At 58.7% G+C, this 15613-nt stretch carries 18 protein-coding genes; 8 read left to right on the forward strand and 10 right to left on the reverse strand.

The window, feature by feature from the left end; genetic code table 11:
- Together RLO149_RS20800 and RLO149_RS23875 are read right to left on the reverse strand one after the other, a co-directional pair.
- Positions 1 to 288, reverse strand: a complete 288-nt coding sequence (locus RLO149_RS20800; protein WP_013964059.1) for a hypothetical protein — start codon at positions 286 to 288, stop codon at positions 1 to 3.
- Positions 285 to 437 (reverse strand): hypothetical protein, encoded by a 153-nt coding sequence (locus RLO149_RS23875; protein WP_158308174.1) that lies wholly within the window; start codon positions 435 to 437, stop codon positions 285 to 287. The genes RLO149_RS20800 and RLO149_RS23875 overlap by 4 nt, the downstream gene beginning before the upstream one ends.
- 24 nt (positions 438 to 461) lie before the next feature.
- On the opposite strand from RLO149_RS23875, the gene RLO149_RS20805 reads away from it, so the two are divergent.
- The 3 genes from RLO149_RS20805 (at position 462) to RLO149_RS20820 (ending at position 2975) form a co-directional block, all read left to right on the forward strand.
- Positions 462 to 959 (forward strand): hypothetical protein, encoded by a 498-nt coding sequence (locus RLO149_RS20805; RefSeq protein WP_013964060.1) that lies wholly within the window; start codon positions 462 to 464, stop codon positions 957 to 959.
- A 199-nt stretch (positions 960 to 1158) separates the two neighbouring features.
- The gene (locus tag RLO149_RS20815) at positions 1159 to 1788 is read left to right on the forward strand and encodes a ribonuclease HII (protein WP_013964061.1); all 630 of its coding nucleotides are present in this window, start codon (positions 1159 to 1161) and stop codon (positions 1786 to 1788) included.
- Between the two features lie 89 nt (positions 1789 to 1877).
- Positions 1878 to 2975 carry a site-specific DNA-methyltransferase gene (locus RLO149_RS20820; RefSeq protein ID WP_044025774.1) on the forward strand — a complete coding sequence of 366 codons (1098 nt, stop codon included), beginning with the start codon at positions 1878 to 1880 and terminating at the stop codon, positions 2973 to 2975.
- Positions 2976 to 3165: 190 nt separating this feature from the next.
- Here RLO149_RS20820 and mutY read toward each other — a convergent pair whose 3' ends face one another.
- Complete coding sequence (gene mutY, locus RLO149_RS20825) at positions 3166 to 4233, reverse strand: A/G-specific adenine glycosylase (protein ID WP_013964063.1); 1068 nt, start codon at positions 4231 to 4233, stop codon at positions 3166 to 3168.
- Positions 4234 to 4317: 84 nt separating this feature from the next.
- Here mutY and RLO149_RS20830 point away from each other — a divergent pair, with 84 nt between their 5' ends.
- Both RLO149_RS20830 and RLO149_RS20835 read left to right on the forward strand, forming a co-directional pair.
- Entirely contained in the window at positions 4318 to 4827 is a 510-nt protein-coding gene (locus RLO149_RS20830; protein WP_013964064.1) for a DUF721 domain-containing protein, read from the forward strand.
- Positions 4828 to 4840: 13 nt separating this feature from the next.
- Positions 4841 to 5512: a DsbA family protein gene (locus RLO149_RS20835; protein WP_013964065.1), complete on the forward strand. Its 672-nt coding sequence runs from the start codon at positions 4841 to 4843 to the stop codon at positions 5510 to 5512.
- Positions 5513 to 5590: 78 nt separating this feature from the next.
- On the opposite strand, the gene lpxK is transcribed toward RLO149_RS20835, so the two are convergent.
- From lpxK to RLO149_RS20865, 6 genes are all read right to left on the reverse strand, one after another.
- Entirely contained in the window at positions 5591 to 6586 is a 996-nt protein-coding gene (gene lpxK, locus RLO149_RS20840; protein ID WP_013964066.1) for a tetraacyldisaccharide 4'-kinase, read from the reverse strand.
- Positions 6573 to 7820 (reverse strand): 3-deoxy-D-manno-octulosonic acid transferase, encoded by a 1248-nt coding sequence (locus tag RLO149_RS20845; protein ID WP_013964067.1) that lies wholly within the window; start codon positions 7818 to 7820, stop codon positions 6573 to 6575. The genes lpxK and RLO149_RS20845 overlap by 14 nt, the downstream gene beginning before the upstream one ends.
- A gap of 6 nt (positions 7821 to 7826) precedes the next feature.
- Positions 7827 to 8069 (reverse strand): DUF4170 domain-containing protein, encoded by a 243-nt coding sequence (locus tag RLO149_RS20850; protein ID WP_013964068.1) that lies wholly within the window; start codon positions 8067 to 8069, stop codon positions 7827 to 7829.
- Between the two features lie 78 nt (positions 8070 to 8147).
- On the reverse strand, positions 8148 to 8924 hold the full coding sequence (locus RLO149_RS20855) for a 3'(2'),5'-bisphosphate nucleotidase CysQ (protein ID WP_044025473.1): 777 nt from the start codon (positions 8922 to 8924) through the stop codon (positions 8148 to 8150).
- Complete coding sequence (locus tag RLO149_RS20860) at positions 8911 to 10257, reverse strand: TldD/PmbA family protein (RefSeq protein WP_013964070.1); 1347 nt, start codon at positions 10255 to 10257, stop codon at positions 8911 to 8913. Before RLO149_RS20860 ends, RLO149_RS20855 begins: the two co-directional genes overlap by 14 nt.
- 84 nt (positions 10258 to 10341) lie before the next feature.
- Positions 10342 to 11850: a DUF2125 domain-containing protein gene (locus tag RLO149_RS20865; protein WP_013964071.1), complete on the reverse strand. Its 1509-nt coding sequence runs from the start codon at positions 11848 to 11850 to the stop codon at positions 10342 to 10344.
- A gap of 133 nt (positions 11851 to 11983) precedes the next feature.
- Here RLO149_RS20865 and RLO149_RS20870 point away from each other — a divergent pair, with 133 nt between their 5' ends.
- Both RLO149_RS20870 and RLO149_RS20875 read left to right on the forward strand, forming a co-directional pair.
- Positions 11984 to 12733: an SDR family oxidoreductase gene (locus RLO149_RS20870; RefSeq protein WP_013964072.1), complete on the forward strand. Its 750-nt coding sequence runs from the start codon at positions 11984 to 11986 to the stop codon at positions 12731 to 12733.
- Positions 12730 to 13338, forward strand: a complete 609-nt coding sequence (locus RLO149_RS20875; RefSeq protein ID WP_013964073.1) for an enoyl-CoA hydratase/isomerase family protein — start codon at positions 12730 to 12732, stop codon at positions 13336 to 13338. Before RLO149_RS20870 ends, RLO149_RS20875 begins: the two co-directional genes overlap by 4 nt.
- 18 nt (positions 13339 to 13356) lie before the next feature.
- Here the strand turns inward: RLO149_RS20875 and RLO149_RS20880 are convergent, their stop codons facing one another.
- Positions 13357 to 14073 (reverse strand): VIT1/CCC1 transporter family protein, encoded by a 717-nt coding sequence (locus RLO149_RS20880; protein WP_044025474.1) that lies wholly within the window; start codon positions 14071 to 14073, stop codon positions 13357 to 13359.
- Between the two features lie 181 nt (positions 14074 to 14254).
- On the opposite strand from RLO149_RS20880, the gene RLO149_RS20885 reads away from it, so the two are divergent.
- Positions 14255 to 15592, forward strand: a complete 1338-nt coding sequence (locus RLO149_RS20885; RefSeq protein WP_013964075.1) for an MFS transporter — start codon at positions 14255 to 14257, stop codon at positions 15590 to 15592.
- Positions 15593 to 15613 lie beyond the last annotated feature (21 nt).

Raw genomic sequence — 15613 nt, forward strand, 5'->3', positions numbered from 1 at the left:
TCAGTAGCGGAGGTAGTTTGGTCCTGCACTGTCTTTCCTTTCCGCCAGCCCGCTTTGGTCAAAGACCGATATCACGTTCAGCAGCGTCCACCCCTTTGGCGCAAGTCGGGCAGTCAGTTCCGCGCGGGCCGCCTTTTTGGAACATTCAGAAACCTCCGCAACCCCGTAATGCAGTCGCAGCGGATCGTCCTGTTTCGCCTTGTAATCGGCATAGCACCCGGCGGCCATGCCGGGCTGCGCCATGCATAAGGCGACAAGTGCGGCGCTGATAATGACAGAATATCTCATGTGAAGAACCTGCGCAGGATCACCGCGATATTCAATAACAAAAGGGGTCTGAGCCATGTGATATCGGATAACCATCCCACGATATTGTCTGTCGGCACGGGTCCGTCCCAGTTTGTGTCCAGAACGGCAGCACCCAAAGGCTGCCCCATGCACATCAGATAAGGACTTGCCCCATGACACGTAGATTTATTGCCACAGTGGTGAGCGCTGCGATCGCAGTTGCGGTTATCGGAAACACACCCGCACGCGCCAATGAAGACCTGACCCGCACGCTCGCTGCCATCGTTGGCATCGCGGTTGTCGGGGCGGTCATCAAGAACAAGCTGGACGATGACAAAAAGGAAAAGCGGGCGAAACGCGCGTCGAAAAACCGGTCTGAGGTGATCCACTCAAATACTTGGCATCAGGATCATGCGATCCAACGCGCGACACCGTACCGCGCGCCAAATCGCGCAAACCGGTGGTTGTTGCCCGGTGAGTGTTTGCGCAGCTTTAGCACCGATGATGGGCGCTACCGGGTCTTTGGTAAAAAATGTCTTGAACGCAACTATGGCGCTACACGCCAATTGCCGGACGCCTGCAAAGTGAAATTTCGCACCAACAATAAGAAACGCTCGGGCTATGGCGCGCGCTGCCTGCGCCGTGCGGGATACCAATTGGCCCGCAGTTAAAGCGGGTCAGTCCAAGGCTGCATCGGTCCCTTCAAAGCGGACTTGCGCCTGAGGGAGGGCGTTCGGGCGTCTTCCCTCCTTGTTAACGAGTTCTGCGCCTCCGGTTACCGGGGGCGTTTTTTCGTTCTCAGCGCAGTAAATACCCTGCAAGCGGCAGCCGGGGTCTTGTGCCGGATGGCGAGACATTGGAAGAAAGCCCATGGAACCGAATTTTGAGATGGAAGAGGCCGCAATGGCGCTGGGCGCGCTGCGCGTGGCAGGCGTTGATGAAGTCGGGCGCGGCCCACTCGCCGGACCCGTGACGGCGGCGGCGGTGGTGCTTGATCCGGCCAACATTCCTGACGGGTTGAACGATTCCAAACAATTGAGCGCAAAGCGGCGCAACCTGCTGGGCGAAGCGCTGGCCAGCAGCGCAGACATCAGTGTTGGCCACGCCAGTGTCGAAGAGATCGAGCAACACAATATCCTGCGCGCCAGTCACATTGCGATGTTGCGCGCGCTTGCCGGTCTCAGGCTGCGACCGGATTATGTGCTCATCGATGGCTCCATGGTGCCGAAGGGACTAAATCTGCGCGCACAACCTGTGGTCAAGGGCGACACCAGATGTCTGTCGATTTCCGCAGCCTCAATCATCGCCAAAATAGCCCGCGACAAGATCATGGTGGATTTAGCGCAACAGCATCCGGGCTATGGCTGGGAGACGAACATGGGATATGGATCGAAAAGCCACATATCTGCGTTGCGAAATCTTGGGGTAACCCCACACCATAGACGTACCTTCAAACCGGTACACCATATGTTGTATCAAGATAAAATCGTAAAGCCTTGATTCAATAAAGAATTTGACCGCGAATCGACTTTGACTCATCTTACTCCCAACGAACGAGTGCAAAATGCACCGGGACCAGAGGCAGAATGATGATGACAAAGACCAAAAGTGCTGCAGCACTTCCTTTGAACACGATTATTGATGGCGACTGTATCGAGGTGATGAACGGTTTGCCGGAGGCGTCCGTCGATCTGATTTTTGCGGATCCGCCTTACAACCTGCAACTCAAGGGCGATCTGCACCGGCCTGACAACAGCCGCGTGGATGCGGTGGATGATGAATGGGATCAGTTCGCCAGCTTTAAGGTCTACGATGATTTCACCAAGGCGTGGCTGAAGGCTGCGCGCCGTATCCTCAAACCTGATGGGGCAATCTGGGTCATCGGCAGCTACCACAACATCTTTCGCGTGGGGGCCGAACTGCAAAACCAAGGCTATTGGATTCTGAACGACGTGGTCTGGCGCAAATCCAACCCGATGCCCAATTTCCGCGGCAAGCGGTTCACCAATGCCCATGAAACGATGATCTGGGCGGGGCGCGATGAAAGCAGCAAATACACGTTTAATTATGAGGCGCTCAAGGCGCTGAACGAGGGTATTCAGATGCGCTCTGACTGGGTGCTGCCGATCTGCACGGGTCATGAGCGTTTGAAGGACGAGAATGGCGACAAGGCCCATCCGACACAAAAGCCGGAGAGCCTGCTGCATAGGGTACTGGTGGGGGCCACGAACCCCGGCGACGTCATTCTCGATCCTTTCTTTGGCACCGGAACGACCGGCGCAGTGGCCAAGATGCTGGGCCGTGATTTCATCGGCATCGAACGCGAAGCGGCCTATCGCAAGGTCGCCGAGAAACGCATCGCCAAGGTGCGCAAGTTTGACCGCGAAGCCTTGCAGGTCAGCGTGTCCAAACGTGCCGAGCCGCGCGTGCCGTTCGGGCAGCTGGTCGAGCGTGGCATGCTGCGCCCGGGCGAAGCGCTTTATTCGCCCCGTGGTCAAGTTGCTAAGGTGCGGGCCGACGGCACATTGATTGGGAATGACGTCAAAGGATCGATCCATCAGGTCGGTGCGCATCTCGAAGGCGCGCCCAGCTGCAACGGCTGGACCTATTGGACGTTCAAACAGGATGGCAAAAAAGTTCCAATCGACGTTTTGCGCCAGCAAATCCGCTCAGAAATGACCAACTAGACATTCAAACATTCGAACACCGCCGGTGCCTGTGGCCTTTTTGAACAAGGCTGCCTGTGAGGGGCACTCACCTTAACCCCGCCTTTATTGGCGGGGTTTTTTTGTCTTTGCGTCTATAAAACGTTCTGGTGTTTTAACTGCGACATGGTGAAAGGGGTCGGTGGCACAGGAATTTTTCGCTGGCACCGGATCACCTTGCGAGGTCAAAGGCCTTGCGCATGACCGTCGGCAGATCGGTGGGTTTGAATTCTGCAGCGTCGCGAAATTCCCCCGTTTCGGGTTTCGTCCCGATGGCCACCTGCGCGCGAAACACATGCAGGATCAGGTGGAAGTGTGTGAACGTGTGACGCACTTCGCCGTCGATCAACTGCCACTCGGCCGCGCAAGGCGGCGGGGCCTCGGGCAGGGGATGGCCGACATCGATCCAGTCTGATCCGGGCCAGCCCAGCATCCCCCCAAGCAAACCTTTGTCGGGCCGCGTCTCCAAAAGCCACGCGCCATCCGCCCGCCGAGCCAGAAAGACCGTGCCATGACGGGTTGGCTTGGCTTTTTTCGGCGTCTTTTTCGGCAGACCGGCGGCGGTCCCCTCTGCGCGCGCGGTGCAAGGGTCACGCCACGGGCAGATGCCGCAGGCGGGTGATTTTGGAGTGCAGATCGTCGCGCCCAGATCCATGACCGCCTGCGCGTAATCACCGGGGCGATCTGCGGGCGTCAGCGCGTCCGCCTTTTCCATCAGGATCGGTTTGGACGCGGGCAAGGGGACGTGAACGTCATGCAGGCGCGCCATCACGCGTTCGACGTTCCCATCAAGCACCGTTTGCCTGAGATCAAAAGCAATCGAGGCAATCGCCGCAGCCGTGTAGGGTCCGATGCCGGGCAGTTTCAGTAATTCGGCATGATCGGCTGGAAATGCGCCGCCATAGTCCTGAACGACTGTGCGTGCGCATTTCAGCAGGTTTCGCGCGCGCGCATAATACCCAAGACCTGCCCATTCCGCCATCACATCGGCGTCTTTGGCTGCCGCCAGATCACGCACCGTCGGCCAGCGCGTGGTGAATTTTTCAAAGTAGCTTTTGACCGTGGCGACCGTGGTTTGTTGCAGCATCACCTCGGAGAGCCAAATCCTGTAGGGGTCCGGCATTTGCCCAGCCCGGCGGTTCTGCGGTGGCACGCGCCACGGCATATTGCGCGCATGCACGTCGTACCACGCAAGGATCGCATCGCTCAGAACCAGTGGGTCATTTGCATTGTCACGCAATGTTTATATCCTTTGGGGCGCAGTAAGGCTGGTTGCGCAGCACTTCCGACGCTATGCTAGATCGACGTTTCAAGGAACATAGCGATGCCGCCTCGCCGCGCCAGTACAAAAGGATTTACCCGGACTTCGAGCCTGCTGACGCAGCGTATTCGCACGGCGTCTGAAACACGTGGCTTTGCACAAAGCCGTTTGCTGACCCATTGGAAAGAAGTGGCAGGCGAAGCAATTGCCAGAATTTCCCGCCCGGTTGAGGTCAGCTATGGACGTGGCGGGCTAGGGGCGACGCTGACGTTACTGACCACCGGGGCCAACGCGCCCATGCTGGAGATGGAAAAGGAAAAGCTGCGCGCGCGGGTGAATGCGGTTTACGGCTACAACGCCATCGCGCGTGTGCGTGTGACACAAACCGCAGCGACCGGATTTGCCGAAGGGCAGGTGGATTTCATGCTTGGTGATGCCAAGCCAAAGACCGCCCCAATCGACCCTGCGCTGCGCCAAAAAGCGGCTGACACCGTTCAGCCTGTCGCGGACGAAGGGCTCAGAAGTGCGCTGGCGCTTTTGGGCGAGAACATTCTGAACAAGACAAACCGATGAAAAGGGAAACGCTATGTCGCGTATGATGATTATTTCGGCTGCAGTCGCAGTCATCGGCCTTGGGGCCTATTTTGTTACGTCGACGGGCACAAACCCGGTGACGCCTGCGAACCCTCTGGGGGCTGCAAACGCGCAAGAGGCGGCTGATATCGATACCTCCACGATTGTTGATATGTCGCTTGGGAACCCTGACGCGCCTGTGACCGTGATTGAATATGCAAGCTACACTTGCCCGCATTGCGCCCGGTTCCATGAGGGGCCGTTCAAGCAACTCAAGACCGATTACATCGACACGGGCAAGATCAACTTTGTTTACCGCGAGGTGTATTTTGACCGCTACGGGCTGTGGGCGTCGATGATCGCGCGCTGTGCCGGCACGCCAGAATCGTTTTTCGGGATGAGCGATCTGATCTATCAAAAGCAGTCTGAATGGTCCCGCGCGGGTGAACCGGCAGCGATCGTTGACGAACTGCGCAAGGTCGGCCTGCTGGCTGGTCTGGATCGCGACACGATGGAAGCCTGCCTGCAAAATGGTGACAAGGCGCAGACACTCGTCGCCTGGTATCAGGAAAATGCAACAGCCGACGGCATTGAAAGCACCCCAAGTTTCCTGATCAACGGCCAGAAATACAGCAACATGTCCTATGCGGAAATGGCCGAAGCGATCGACGCCGCAGCGGAGTGATCCGGGCGCGCAAGGAATACGGCACACAGGGTATCTGATCAGGCTGGCGGTTTAGCTGGCCTGATCAAGGTCTCATATTCAAGGTTTCAAAACGGGTTTCAGCAGGTCTGCCAACTCGTTTTCCTGACCCTCAAAACTCAGACGAACGGGCAGCGTAATCACTTTGGTGCGGAAACTGTTTGGCAGGCGTGCGGCGTCTTTTTCGGTGGTCACAAGCTGCGCGTTATGCCTTTTGGCATCTGCTTCGAGGCGTGTCATCAGGGCTGTGCTCAGCGGCTGATGATCATCCAGCGGTTCACTGTGCACAACGTTTGCGCCCAAAGAGCGCAAGGTCGCAAAGAACTTTTCCGGGTGCGCGATACCGGCAAAAGCAATCGCGCGCATGTCGGACCAGTCCATACCCGTTTGCAGCGGGGTCAATGCACCCCGGATATGCACCAAATCGCGGGGCAGGATGCTGGTATCAAACCGTGCTTGTGCATCCGTCGTGCCAATAGACAGCACAGCATCGGCACGTTGCAGACCGACGTCCACCGGTTCGCGCAAGGGGCCCGCAGGCAGACACCGCCCGTTGCCAAATCCCTTTTCAGCATCAACAACAATCAGGTTGAAATCCTTGTGGACGGACGGGTTTTGAAACCCATCATCCAGTACAACCACGCTCGCGCCTGCTTTTACGGCGGCTGCGCAGCCTGCGGCACGATCGCGCGCAACCCACACTTCGGCAAAGGCCGCCAGCAGCAAAGGCTCATCCCCGACCTGCTCTGCATTGTGTTGAGACGGATCTACCTGAACTGGCCCCTTAAGAGAGCCCCCATACCCGCGCGTGACAACATGTGGCGTTTCAAACATATCCATGAGCGTCGTCAGAACCGCAATGACCGTGGGCGTTTTACCGGTCCCGCCGGCGTTCAGATTGCCAACGCAAATGACAGGTACATCCAACTTCAGAGGTTGGCCGCTTGCAAGGCGACGGGCTGTTGCAATGCCGTAGACTGCCCCAAGCGGCTGTAAGAGCCGTGCAAAGACCGACGGCGCATGCGGAGACGTATACCAGAAGTCAGGGGCGCGCATGTGTCGTCTCCAGTTCGCCGTCCAATGCCGCTTGGACCAGATCAATGACGCGGTCGGTCAAGTCCGCCCCCTCACTGACCACATCCCAGCCTGCATGCGCCATTGCTGCCGCCTGATCAGGTGCAATCAACTGCGTGACCGCGGCCCCGAGGGTCTCGCCATCCTTGACGATCCGTGCCGCGCCCGCTTTGGCCAGTCGTGAATAGAATGGCATGAAGCGACGCACATTGGGTCCATATAAAACCGCTGAACCCAGCGCTGCGGCTTCAAAAGGATTGCGCCCACTATAGCCCGCAACGAGTGAGCTGCCCATGAAGGTCACAGGTGCAAGGCGATAAAAAAGACCAAGGTCGCCATGATCTTCGGTCAGTAAAACCTGGCTTGCATCATCGGGCTCCTCTCCGAGGGTCCAGTCTGCTTTTCGCAGACCATCCGCCACGATTTTCTCGGCAAATACCTCAGAAAGACCACCATGGGCGGGATGCAGTACCAGTAGCAAACGATGGGACAGCCTGAGCGACTGCCGATGCGCCTGCAGGATAATTGGCAGTTCTTCTTCCTGAACATTGTTTGCCAGCCACACGGGCCGCCCCCGCAGGGTTTCGGTTAAATCAGTCAGATCCGCCTCGCGGCAAGCCAGCGCATTCCCGCCCGCCTGCAGAGGTGGCTTTTTGTCGATCCGCGCGGTTTCAACACCCAGAGCCTGCAATTTCTGCACAGCGGCGTTTGAGCGGACCATAATGGCGACAAAGGGTTCGAGCAATTGGCGCGAAAGCTCCGGAAGCCAGCGGTCACGCTTGCCGTCGAACCCGGCCTCATCGGCATCAATCAGCGCGATTGGGCACCCGGCCGCATGTACCTTGTCCACCAGATTGGGCCGCAGATCACCCCACGCCCAGATCGCAACCTCCGGCATCCAATACCGCCAAAAGGACGTGATTGCATGGGGGTGCTCGCTTGGGATCTGTTCAATCTGGATCAGATCATGGGGCACCCAGCTGTGCAGGGTTTGCTCATAGGATGCAGGGTCGGGCAGCGTGATAAGAACATGAACCCCAAAGCGGGTGTTGCACAAGCGCTGTGCGAGATCCTGAACCGCCAGCATATTTTCCGGCTCACCTGCGTGTATCCATACCAAGGTGCCACGCGGACGTTTCCCACGTGGCTTATAGGCCCGATCGGTTGAGCGTTTGGACAACGCGCGATAGGCCGTCAGCCCGATGGAACGGGCCATAGTGAATTACTCCAGTTCTTCCGTCGAGGAGGCGGCGGTTTCCTCGTCACGCAAGCGGTGGATATGCGCGATGAAATACCGCATATGCGCATTGTCCACCGTGCGTTGCGCCTCGGCTTTCCAGGCGTCGAAAGCGCCAGCATAATTTGCGTAAATACCGACGATGTGGATGTCGTCGACGTTTTTGAACGTATTCTTACTGGGATCAACCAGTTCACCGCCAAAAACAAGATGTAGCCTTTGTGCCATGCAAGCAGTCCTCAAAACGAAACGCGGGTGCATTCAGCGTTGCTGATATGCCCGTCGCGGTCAAGCGGTGCCCCCGCTCTACTGCGCGAGTGCTTGCATCAGGCTATAGTGCAACGGTTTGCCCGACGCCACCATGCCATTGAGCCTTGGGTCACGATTATTGAAAAGCAGTGGCTTGCCGGACTGGTCCGTGGACGTCCCTTGTGCCTCTTCGACGATCAGGGAACCTGCGGCGACATCCCATTCCCACGTTGGTCGGAAGGTCAGCATGGCATCAAAACGACCCTGTCCGACCAGCGCCAGACGATAGGCCAGAGATGGACGGTGTGATCTGTTGAATCCCGGCACGCCGTTGGGCCAGTGATCCGCTGCGATCATCGGTTTGGCAGCCAAAACTTCTGCGTTTTCGATGTCGTTTGCGGTGGAAACCGAAATAGGCAAACCATTCAGCATGGCCCCTTTGCCCCGCGCCGCCGTATAGAGCAATCCGCGCAGCGGCAGATAGACGGCGCCTGCGGTAATGCGGCCTTTGTGGGATATGGCAACCGAATGCGCCCAGGTGCTTGAGCCATCCACGAAACTGCGGGTGCCGTCTATCGGATCGATGATGAACACCGTATCGCGCGACAGGCGCTCGCCTGTGTCTTCGCTCTCCTCAGAGAGCCATCCGTAGTCTGGTCGTGCCAGCCGCAAGACGGTTTCAAGATAGGTGTTCACAGCCAGATCGGCTTCGGTCACGGGGCCTGCACCGCCGGGTTTGTCCCAGCTTTGTGCACTCTGGCCGCTGAAACTGGTCGCAACGCGGCCGGCCATGACGATTGCGTCTGTGATCAGATCAAGGTCAGACGCCTGCAAGTGTCATCCCCGGCACCAGAAGCGAGGGCACGACCCGGCTCAGATGTGCGCGTGCGTCGTTTGCGGGGACTATGGTCAGCAGCATATCCCGCAGGTTTCCCGCAATCGTGCATTCGTTGACGGCATATGTCATTTCACCGTTTTCGATCCAGATGCCTGCAGCACCACGGGAATAATCCCCGGTGTTGGAATTGATCGTCGAGCCGATCATTGAGGTGACCAGCAGGCCCGTGCCCATGTCGGCAATCAGGTCTGCGCGGCTTTGATCCCCTTGGGTGAGTGTGACATTCCACGTTGTGGGGCTTGGCCCCGAAGAGGCACTGCGCGCGGCGTTCCCTGTCGAGGACATGCCCAGTTTGCGCGCCGTTGCAAGGTCCATGGTCCAGCCGGTCAGCACACCATCTGCCACGATGTCACGCGCCTTGGTTGGCAATCCTTCGGCATCAAAGGGGCGGGACCCAGAGGTGCGGGGCCTGTGGGGCAGCTCATGCAGGCTGATGCCTGATGGCAGAACCTGCTCGCCTTTCGCGTCGCGCAGCCAAGACGCACCCCGCGCCACGGAGGACCCATTGGCCGCCATCAACAAGTGACCAATCAGCGTTGAGGAAACACGTTCGTCGAACAGAACCGGATAGCTGCCGGTTGGGGGCTTGCGCGCGCCTGCGCGTTCAACAGTGCGCGCAGCGGCGCGGGTGCCGATGTCCTCAGGGCTGCGCAGGTCCGATTGGAATATCCGGCTGTCGCCATCGTAATCTCGCTCCATCTCGGTGCCGGTGCCGCAGATGGCGACGCAGGACAACCCGCGGTCGGTGCGCGCATAGCCCCCCCGAAATCCGTTGGAAGCCGCAAAATGCACCTCGCGCGATGAATACCCGGCGGAGGCGGATTGCACCTGACTGACTTGCGGGTTGCCAAGGGCTGCGGCCTCGGCGCGGGCTGCGTCCTCTTGCAGCGCGGCAGGCGATGGTTCCGGTGTGGGGTCATATAACTCCAAGGCGGCGATGTCGTAGCCTTGGGTAATCTGATCGGCGTCGGCAAGTCCGGCGCAGGAGTCTTCGGGGGCTTCTTTTGCCATGGCAACGGCCCGCTCGGCCATATCTTCAAGCGTATCCGATCGTGTGTCGGAGGCCGAGACAATCGCGCTGCGCTGGCCCAGAAAGACGCGCAGACCAATGTCGATACCTTCCGAGCGTTCGGCCTGTTCCAGCGCGCCGTGGCGCACTTCGATGCCAAGGGACGTGCCCCGCACGGCCATCGCATCGGCATCATCAGCCCCCGCGCGCCGGGCGGCCTGCAAGAGTTGTTCGTTCAGATCGCTGAGGGCCTGCGTCATCATATGCTCCGTTAGAGGTGGGATTGAGGTAGCGGCCTCGCTCCCCCTCTGCAAGGGCTGCGCTCAAAAACCGCGTCTGCGCGGTTACTGGATGCGCTGCCCGTTTGCCATCACATGGCCCTGATCGTTGATTTCGATCTTTGAGTTGAGCGTATCCGGCGCGTTTCCGGGCACCGCAAGCAAGCCCATCATCATGCGCGCGCCCATGGCCTGTTCCTCGGGCAACAAGCCGCCCGCCACCAGTTTGTCGATCAACCCATTTGCACCCGTCAGGGTCAGATCAACCGCCCCCTCAGGCTTGGGTGCACCCTCCGCGCTATTGTCGAACTCAAACGCGCCGTTGCCGACCAATTCCGCGCCAGCGACTGTGATCTGCATACGGTTGATGTCGAGCTTGTCGATTTCAGCCGGTGCCGTGCCGGGGTCGATCTCAGCGGCCACTGACGGGTCGAGGAAGTTGAACATCAAACGCGCCTTTCCGGCCAGATCAAGCGCGATGGTCGCAGGGTCACGGGGCAGTTGCCCGCCGGGATCAAAAAGCCCCCAGAGCATGTCGGACATGGTGAAGCCATCAAGCGTAAAGCCCAGTGCAAAATCGTCCGGCGCCTCGGATTTGCGAATGGGCATCGCGATGTTCATCGCTGTCTGGGCCACGTTGAAATTGATCGGCAGCGGGAACTGGGGCGAGGTCATTTCCACCTGCATGTCGTCTTGTGCCGCATCATAGGTAAGCCCGTCCTGACCCAGTGTCACGCCGATGCGACCTGACTGACTGATCACCGATGCATCCGATGGCCCAGTCGGCGACGTGACATTCAGAGTCAGCGCGTTTGCGGCGTAGTTAAACGTCCCACCGGCCGTGAATCCTGCAGCAAGCATCGCCTCGACGTTGTTTGTATCAACGGCACGCAGGGGCAGGGTGCTTTGCCCATCAAATGTCAGGGACTGCATCTGCCCTGACATGTCGCTGCTATCGCCAGAGGCGGCATCGCTCGCTTTGAGCGCGTAGCGCACCGCGCCAATTTCCATATCCTGCGTGTATCGCCGATGGGCATCCAGCACCATATCTGTCGTACCTGAGATATCATCCAAAGTGATCACAAACGCATTGCTCTGCGCGGGCAAAACCTGCCCATTCACTTCAAAACCGGTTGATTCCAGTGAAACCGTCTGCGCTGAATAGTCATACTGCAGGTCATTCGGGGTGCCTGACGCCACGATGCTCAGGCCGGTTTGTCGGTAGTCCGCAGAAACGCGGGTGATGCTGCCGGTGTCGTTCGGGGTTGCCATCTCAAATGGCATCACCGTGGGCAGGGCAACCGTCACCGTGCTATCGTCACGTTCCGTAAGCACGACCCGATCCATTGAAATGCTGCCCCCGCCAAGGCTTGCATCACCGCTTGTGATCGCCACACCGGTGACGGTCAACACATCGCCCGCGCGCGCTTCCTGCCCTGTCACAGAATACCCAAGACCGCTGATATAGGTTTTCCAATCACTCCAGACGTCATCTGCTGAAAGCTCCGCAAAGGCGGCGGGTGCGATCAGAACAAGGGCAGTGCTCGCCATGAAACGGCGCATGATACGGGGCATAAAGCGATCCTTTTTACACGGTTAAGCGCGCATGGTCTGCCAACGTCCTGCGATGGTCAAGAGCCGATGGGCTGGACGCTTAACAGTTGGGGGTTTACCACAGCAATAACAACCTGAGCGGAGGTGCGGTAACATGAATATGACAGGAAAAACGGTGATGATCACGGGGGCGAGTCGCGGGATTGGCGCCGAAGCGGCCCGCGTTTTCGCGCAAGCGGGGGCCAATGTCGCCCTTTTGGCCCGCAGTCAGCAACAGATTGCGGATCTGGCCGGTGAAATTGGTGAGCGGGCAGTTGCCATCCCCTGCAATGTCGCGCGCTACAGTGACATGGCCAAGGCCGTTGCCGCGACACAAGAAATGTTCGGCAGTCTCGATGTTCTGATCAACAATGCGGGGGCGATCGAACCGATTTCCCATCTGGCGGAGGCTGAGCCGGATGCCTGGGCTGACGTCATTGATGTGAACCTGAAGGGTGTTTTCAACGGTATGCATGCCGCTTTGCAGGTGATGAAGCCCGCAGGCGGCGGGACCATCATCACCATCAGTTCGGGTGCCGCGCATGGGCCGGTCGAGGCCTGGAGCCATTACTGCACCTCAAAAGCCGGTGCGCATATGCTGACCCGCTGTCTCGATCATGAGGAAGCGCAACACGGCATCCGGGCCATGGGCCTGTCGCCCGGCACTGTCGCCACGCAAATGCAGCGTGAGATCAAATCGAGCGGTATAAACCCGGTCAGCCAACTGGAGTGGGAGGTTCATATCCCCGCCGACTGGCCGGCCCGCGCCCTGCTGTGGATGTGCAGTCCCGAGGCGGATGAATGGTGTGGGCGCGAAATATCGCTGCGCGACGAGGGTATCCGCCGGAAGGTCGGTTTGACATGATTGATGTTGATCGCACGGGCGAGATCTGGACCATCACGCTGAACCGCCCGGAAAAAGCGAATTCCCTGACTGAGCAGATGTTGGTCGATCTCAGGGACACGATGCGCGCCGCACAGACAGCGCGCGCCGTGATCCTGTCGGGCAGAGGTAAAGTCTTTAGCGCGGGGGCTGATCTGGAAGCTGCGCGCGCCGGTCTTGCGACATCGCCGCTGTGGGAAGAACTATCGCAGGCTGTTGCAAGTCTGCCGGGGTTATCGGTGGCTGCGCTGAACGGAACGCTGGCCGGTGGCGCCTTTGGTATGGCGCTGGCCTGTGATCTGCGTATCGCCGTGCCAAGTGCAAAATTCTTCTACCCGGTCATGAAACTGGGGTTTTTACCGCAACCGAGCGATCCGGGTCGGCTGGCTGCCCTGATCGGGCCGTCGCGGGCCAAGCTGATCCTGATGGGCGGCCAAAAGATCGCGGCGGATGAGGCGCTGGCGTTTGGATTGATCGACCGGATCGTTGCACCGGATGATCTGATGGCGGTCGCGCAAACGCTGGTCGCTGATACTGTCGCAGCGAACAGTTCAATCGCGACCGGCATCAAGGAAATGTGCCGCTAAGCCATGGATAACCCCGCGTTATCCGGGGTGAAAAAGGCTCCCGACCGAGAACGCGAGCAATGCCGCGACGCCGCCTATCAACAGCGTCTCAAGCCCTGATTTCCACCATTTTGACAAAGACCACCTGCTTTTTCCGGTGCCAATCAGAAAGAACGTCAACAAAGTCGCATAAATTGAAATCGAAAAAGCCGCATCAAGGTTCAGCAGGAAAGGGATCAGGGGAATACTGCCGGCCACCAGAAAGGCCGCGAATGTTGCCAGCGCTGCTTTCATCGGTTCAGGTTCAACACGCGACAGCCCGTATTCATCCGTCAGCATCAGGCCAATCCAATTCGTCTTGCTTTGGGAAATAGCCGTCGTGGCCTCTTCAAGGACGGTGCCGGACAGGCCGCGCAATTGCAGGATCTGACGCAATTCTTCCAATTCACCTTCGGGGTGTTGTTCGATGTGGCGCTCTTCGACCTGAATAATGCGTTTTCGGTCATCAAGTTCCGCCTTGGTGCCTGAATAGTTGCTGGCCGCCATTGAAAAGCCGTCAGCGATGATATTCGCCACACCCAATGCCACGATAATGTGGTGCGACAGCCCTGCCCCTGCGACCCCGGCGACGATGGCGAAGGTCGTGACCGCCCCGTCAATGCCGCCATAGATCATATCCTTGAGGTGCCCCGCGCGCTGACCTATCGAAAGGCGCTGGGCTATTTCTGTCGGGCTGTGTCCGTGTTCCTGTGTCATGCCTTCAATCTACACGATTAAAACGCGCCGTAATTGAGCAAGATCAAGGGACTGGCGGCCAAATGCCTCTTTTTGCGCAACGGATCCGGCGGGGCTGCGGGACACCTGCGCTGCCACTATCATGTTGATCCCACGACGTTAACTTCTATGCTGGCCCGTACACCCGAAGGGATTTCACGTCTTGAGCAGCCCGCTTTCCAGCCCGACGTTTCGTCGACTATTCGCCGCGCAGATCTGCTCCTTGATCGGAGTCGGGTTGCTCACGGTCGCGCTGTCGCTTGCGGCGTTTCGGATTGGCGGCGCCGCTGCGGGCGGGCAAATTCTAGGGCTGCTGCTGGCGCTGAAAATGGTGGCCTATGTCATGCTCGCGCCGCTTGCAGAAACCCTGTTATCAGGGGTTTCGCGCAAGCGCGCAATGGTATCGCTGGACATGGGGCGTCTGCTGTTGCTTTTGCCCATGGCCTTTGTCACGCAACCTTGGCAAGTCGCCATGCTGGCCTTTGCGTTTTTCGTGCTGGCCGCCGGGTTCACGCCGTTGTTCCAATCGGTGATCCCGGACATTTTGCCTCAGGAGGCCGCCTATACCAAAGCGCTGGCGTGGTCGCGCGTCGCCTACACGACGGAAGCCGTCATGAGCCCGGTCATTGCAGCGGTCATGCTCAAGATCGTGGCGGGGGAGGCTCTGTTTTACGCCGCTGCACTTGCTTTTGCAGGTTCTGTGCTGGCGCTGTTGCTGACACGCTTTCCAACCGGCACACAAGCCCCCCGCAAAGGGCCGTTCCTGAAACGGGTCGGCCATGGGTTTTGGATCTACAGTCACACACCGCGTCTACGGGGATTATTTCTGTTGAACCTGTCGCTCTCCCTGTCCATGGCATGGGTGCTGGTCAACTCCGTGGTTTATGCGGGCACGCGACTGGGCGATTCCGAACATTACTTTCCCATCCTGATGGCCTGTTACGGCGCTGGTGCAGCTTTGGGGGCTGTCACCGTACCGAGATTGCTGACCCGCATCAGCGAACGCCGGGCGATGATCCTAGGGGCATTGGGTTTTGCGGGTGTTGGTGTCGCCTTTTCACTCCTGCCCGCGCCGCAAATGCCGTTTCTGGGCGCGGTCTGGGTGGCCTTTGGTGTGGCATCGTCCCTCGTGCTGACACCCGGCGGTTTGGTGATCACCAAGTCTGCGGCTCAAAAGGATCGCGCTTCGGTATTTGCTGCTCAGTTTTCTGCCAGCCATGCCGGTTGGCTGATTGCCTATCCGTTGGCCGGCTGGTTGGGTAGCTTGCTGTCGCTCGAAACGGCTCTATTGTATCTTTCATTGATATCGATCGTTCTGACACTGATTGCGCTTCGGGTGTGGCCTGTGGATGATCCTCTGGATCTGGCGCACAGCCATCCGGAATTGCCAGACGATCATCCGCATCTACAACAGGTGCCCGCCTATAGCGCGCAGCACCGCCACACACACGCTTTTCGCATCGACGAGCTGCATCCGATCTGGACAGAGCGGTCGGTTTGATGCTGAAATGACAGGACTTTT

The sequence above is a fragment of the Roseobacter litoralis Och 149 genome, assembly GCF_000154785.2.
GTDB lineage: Bacteria > Pseudomonadota > Alphaproteobacteria > Rhodobacterales > Rhodobacteraceae > Roseobacter > Roseobacter litoralis.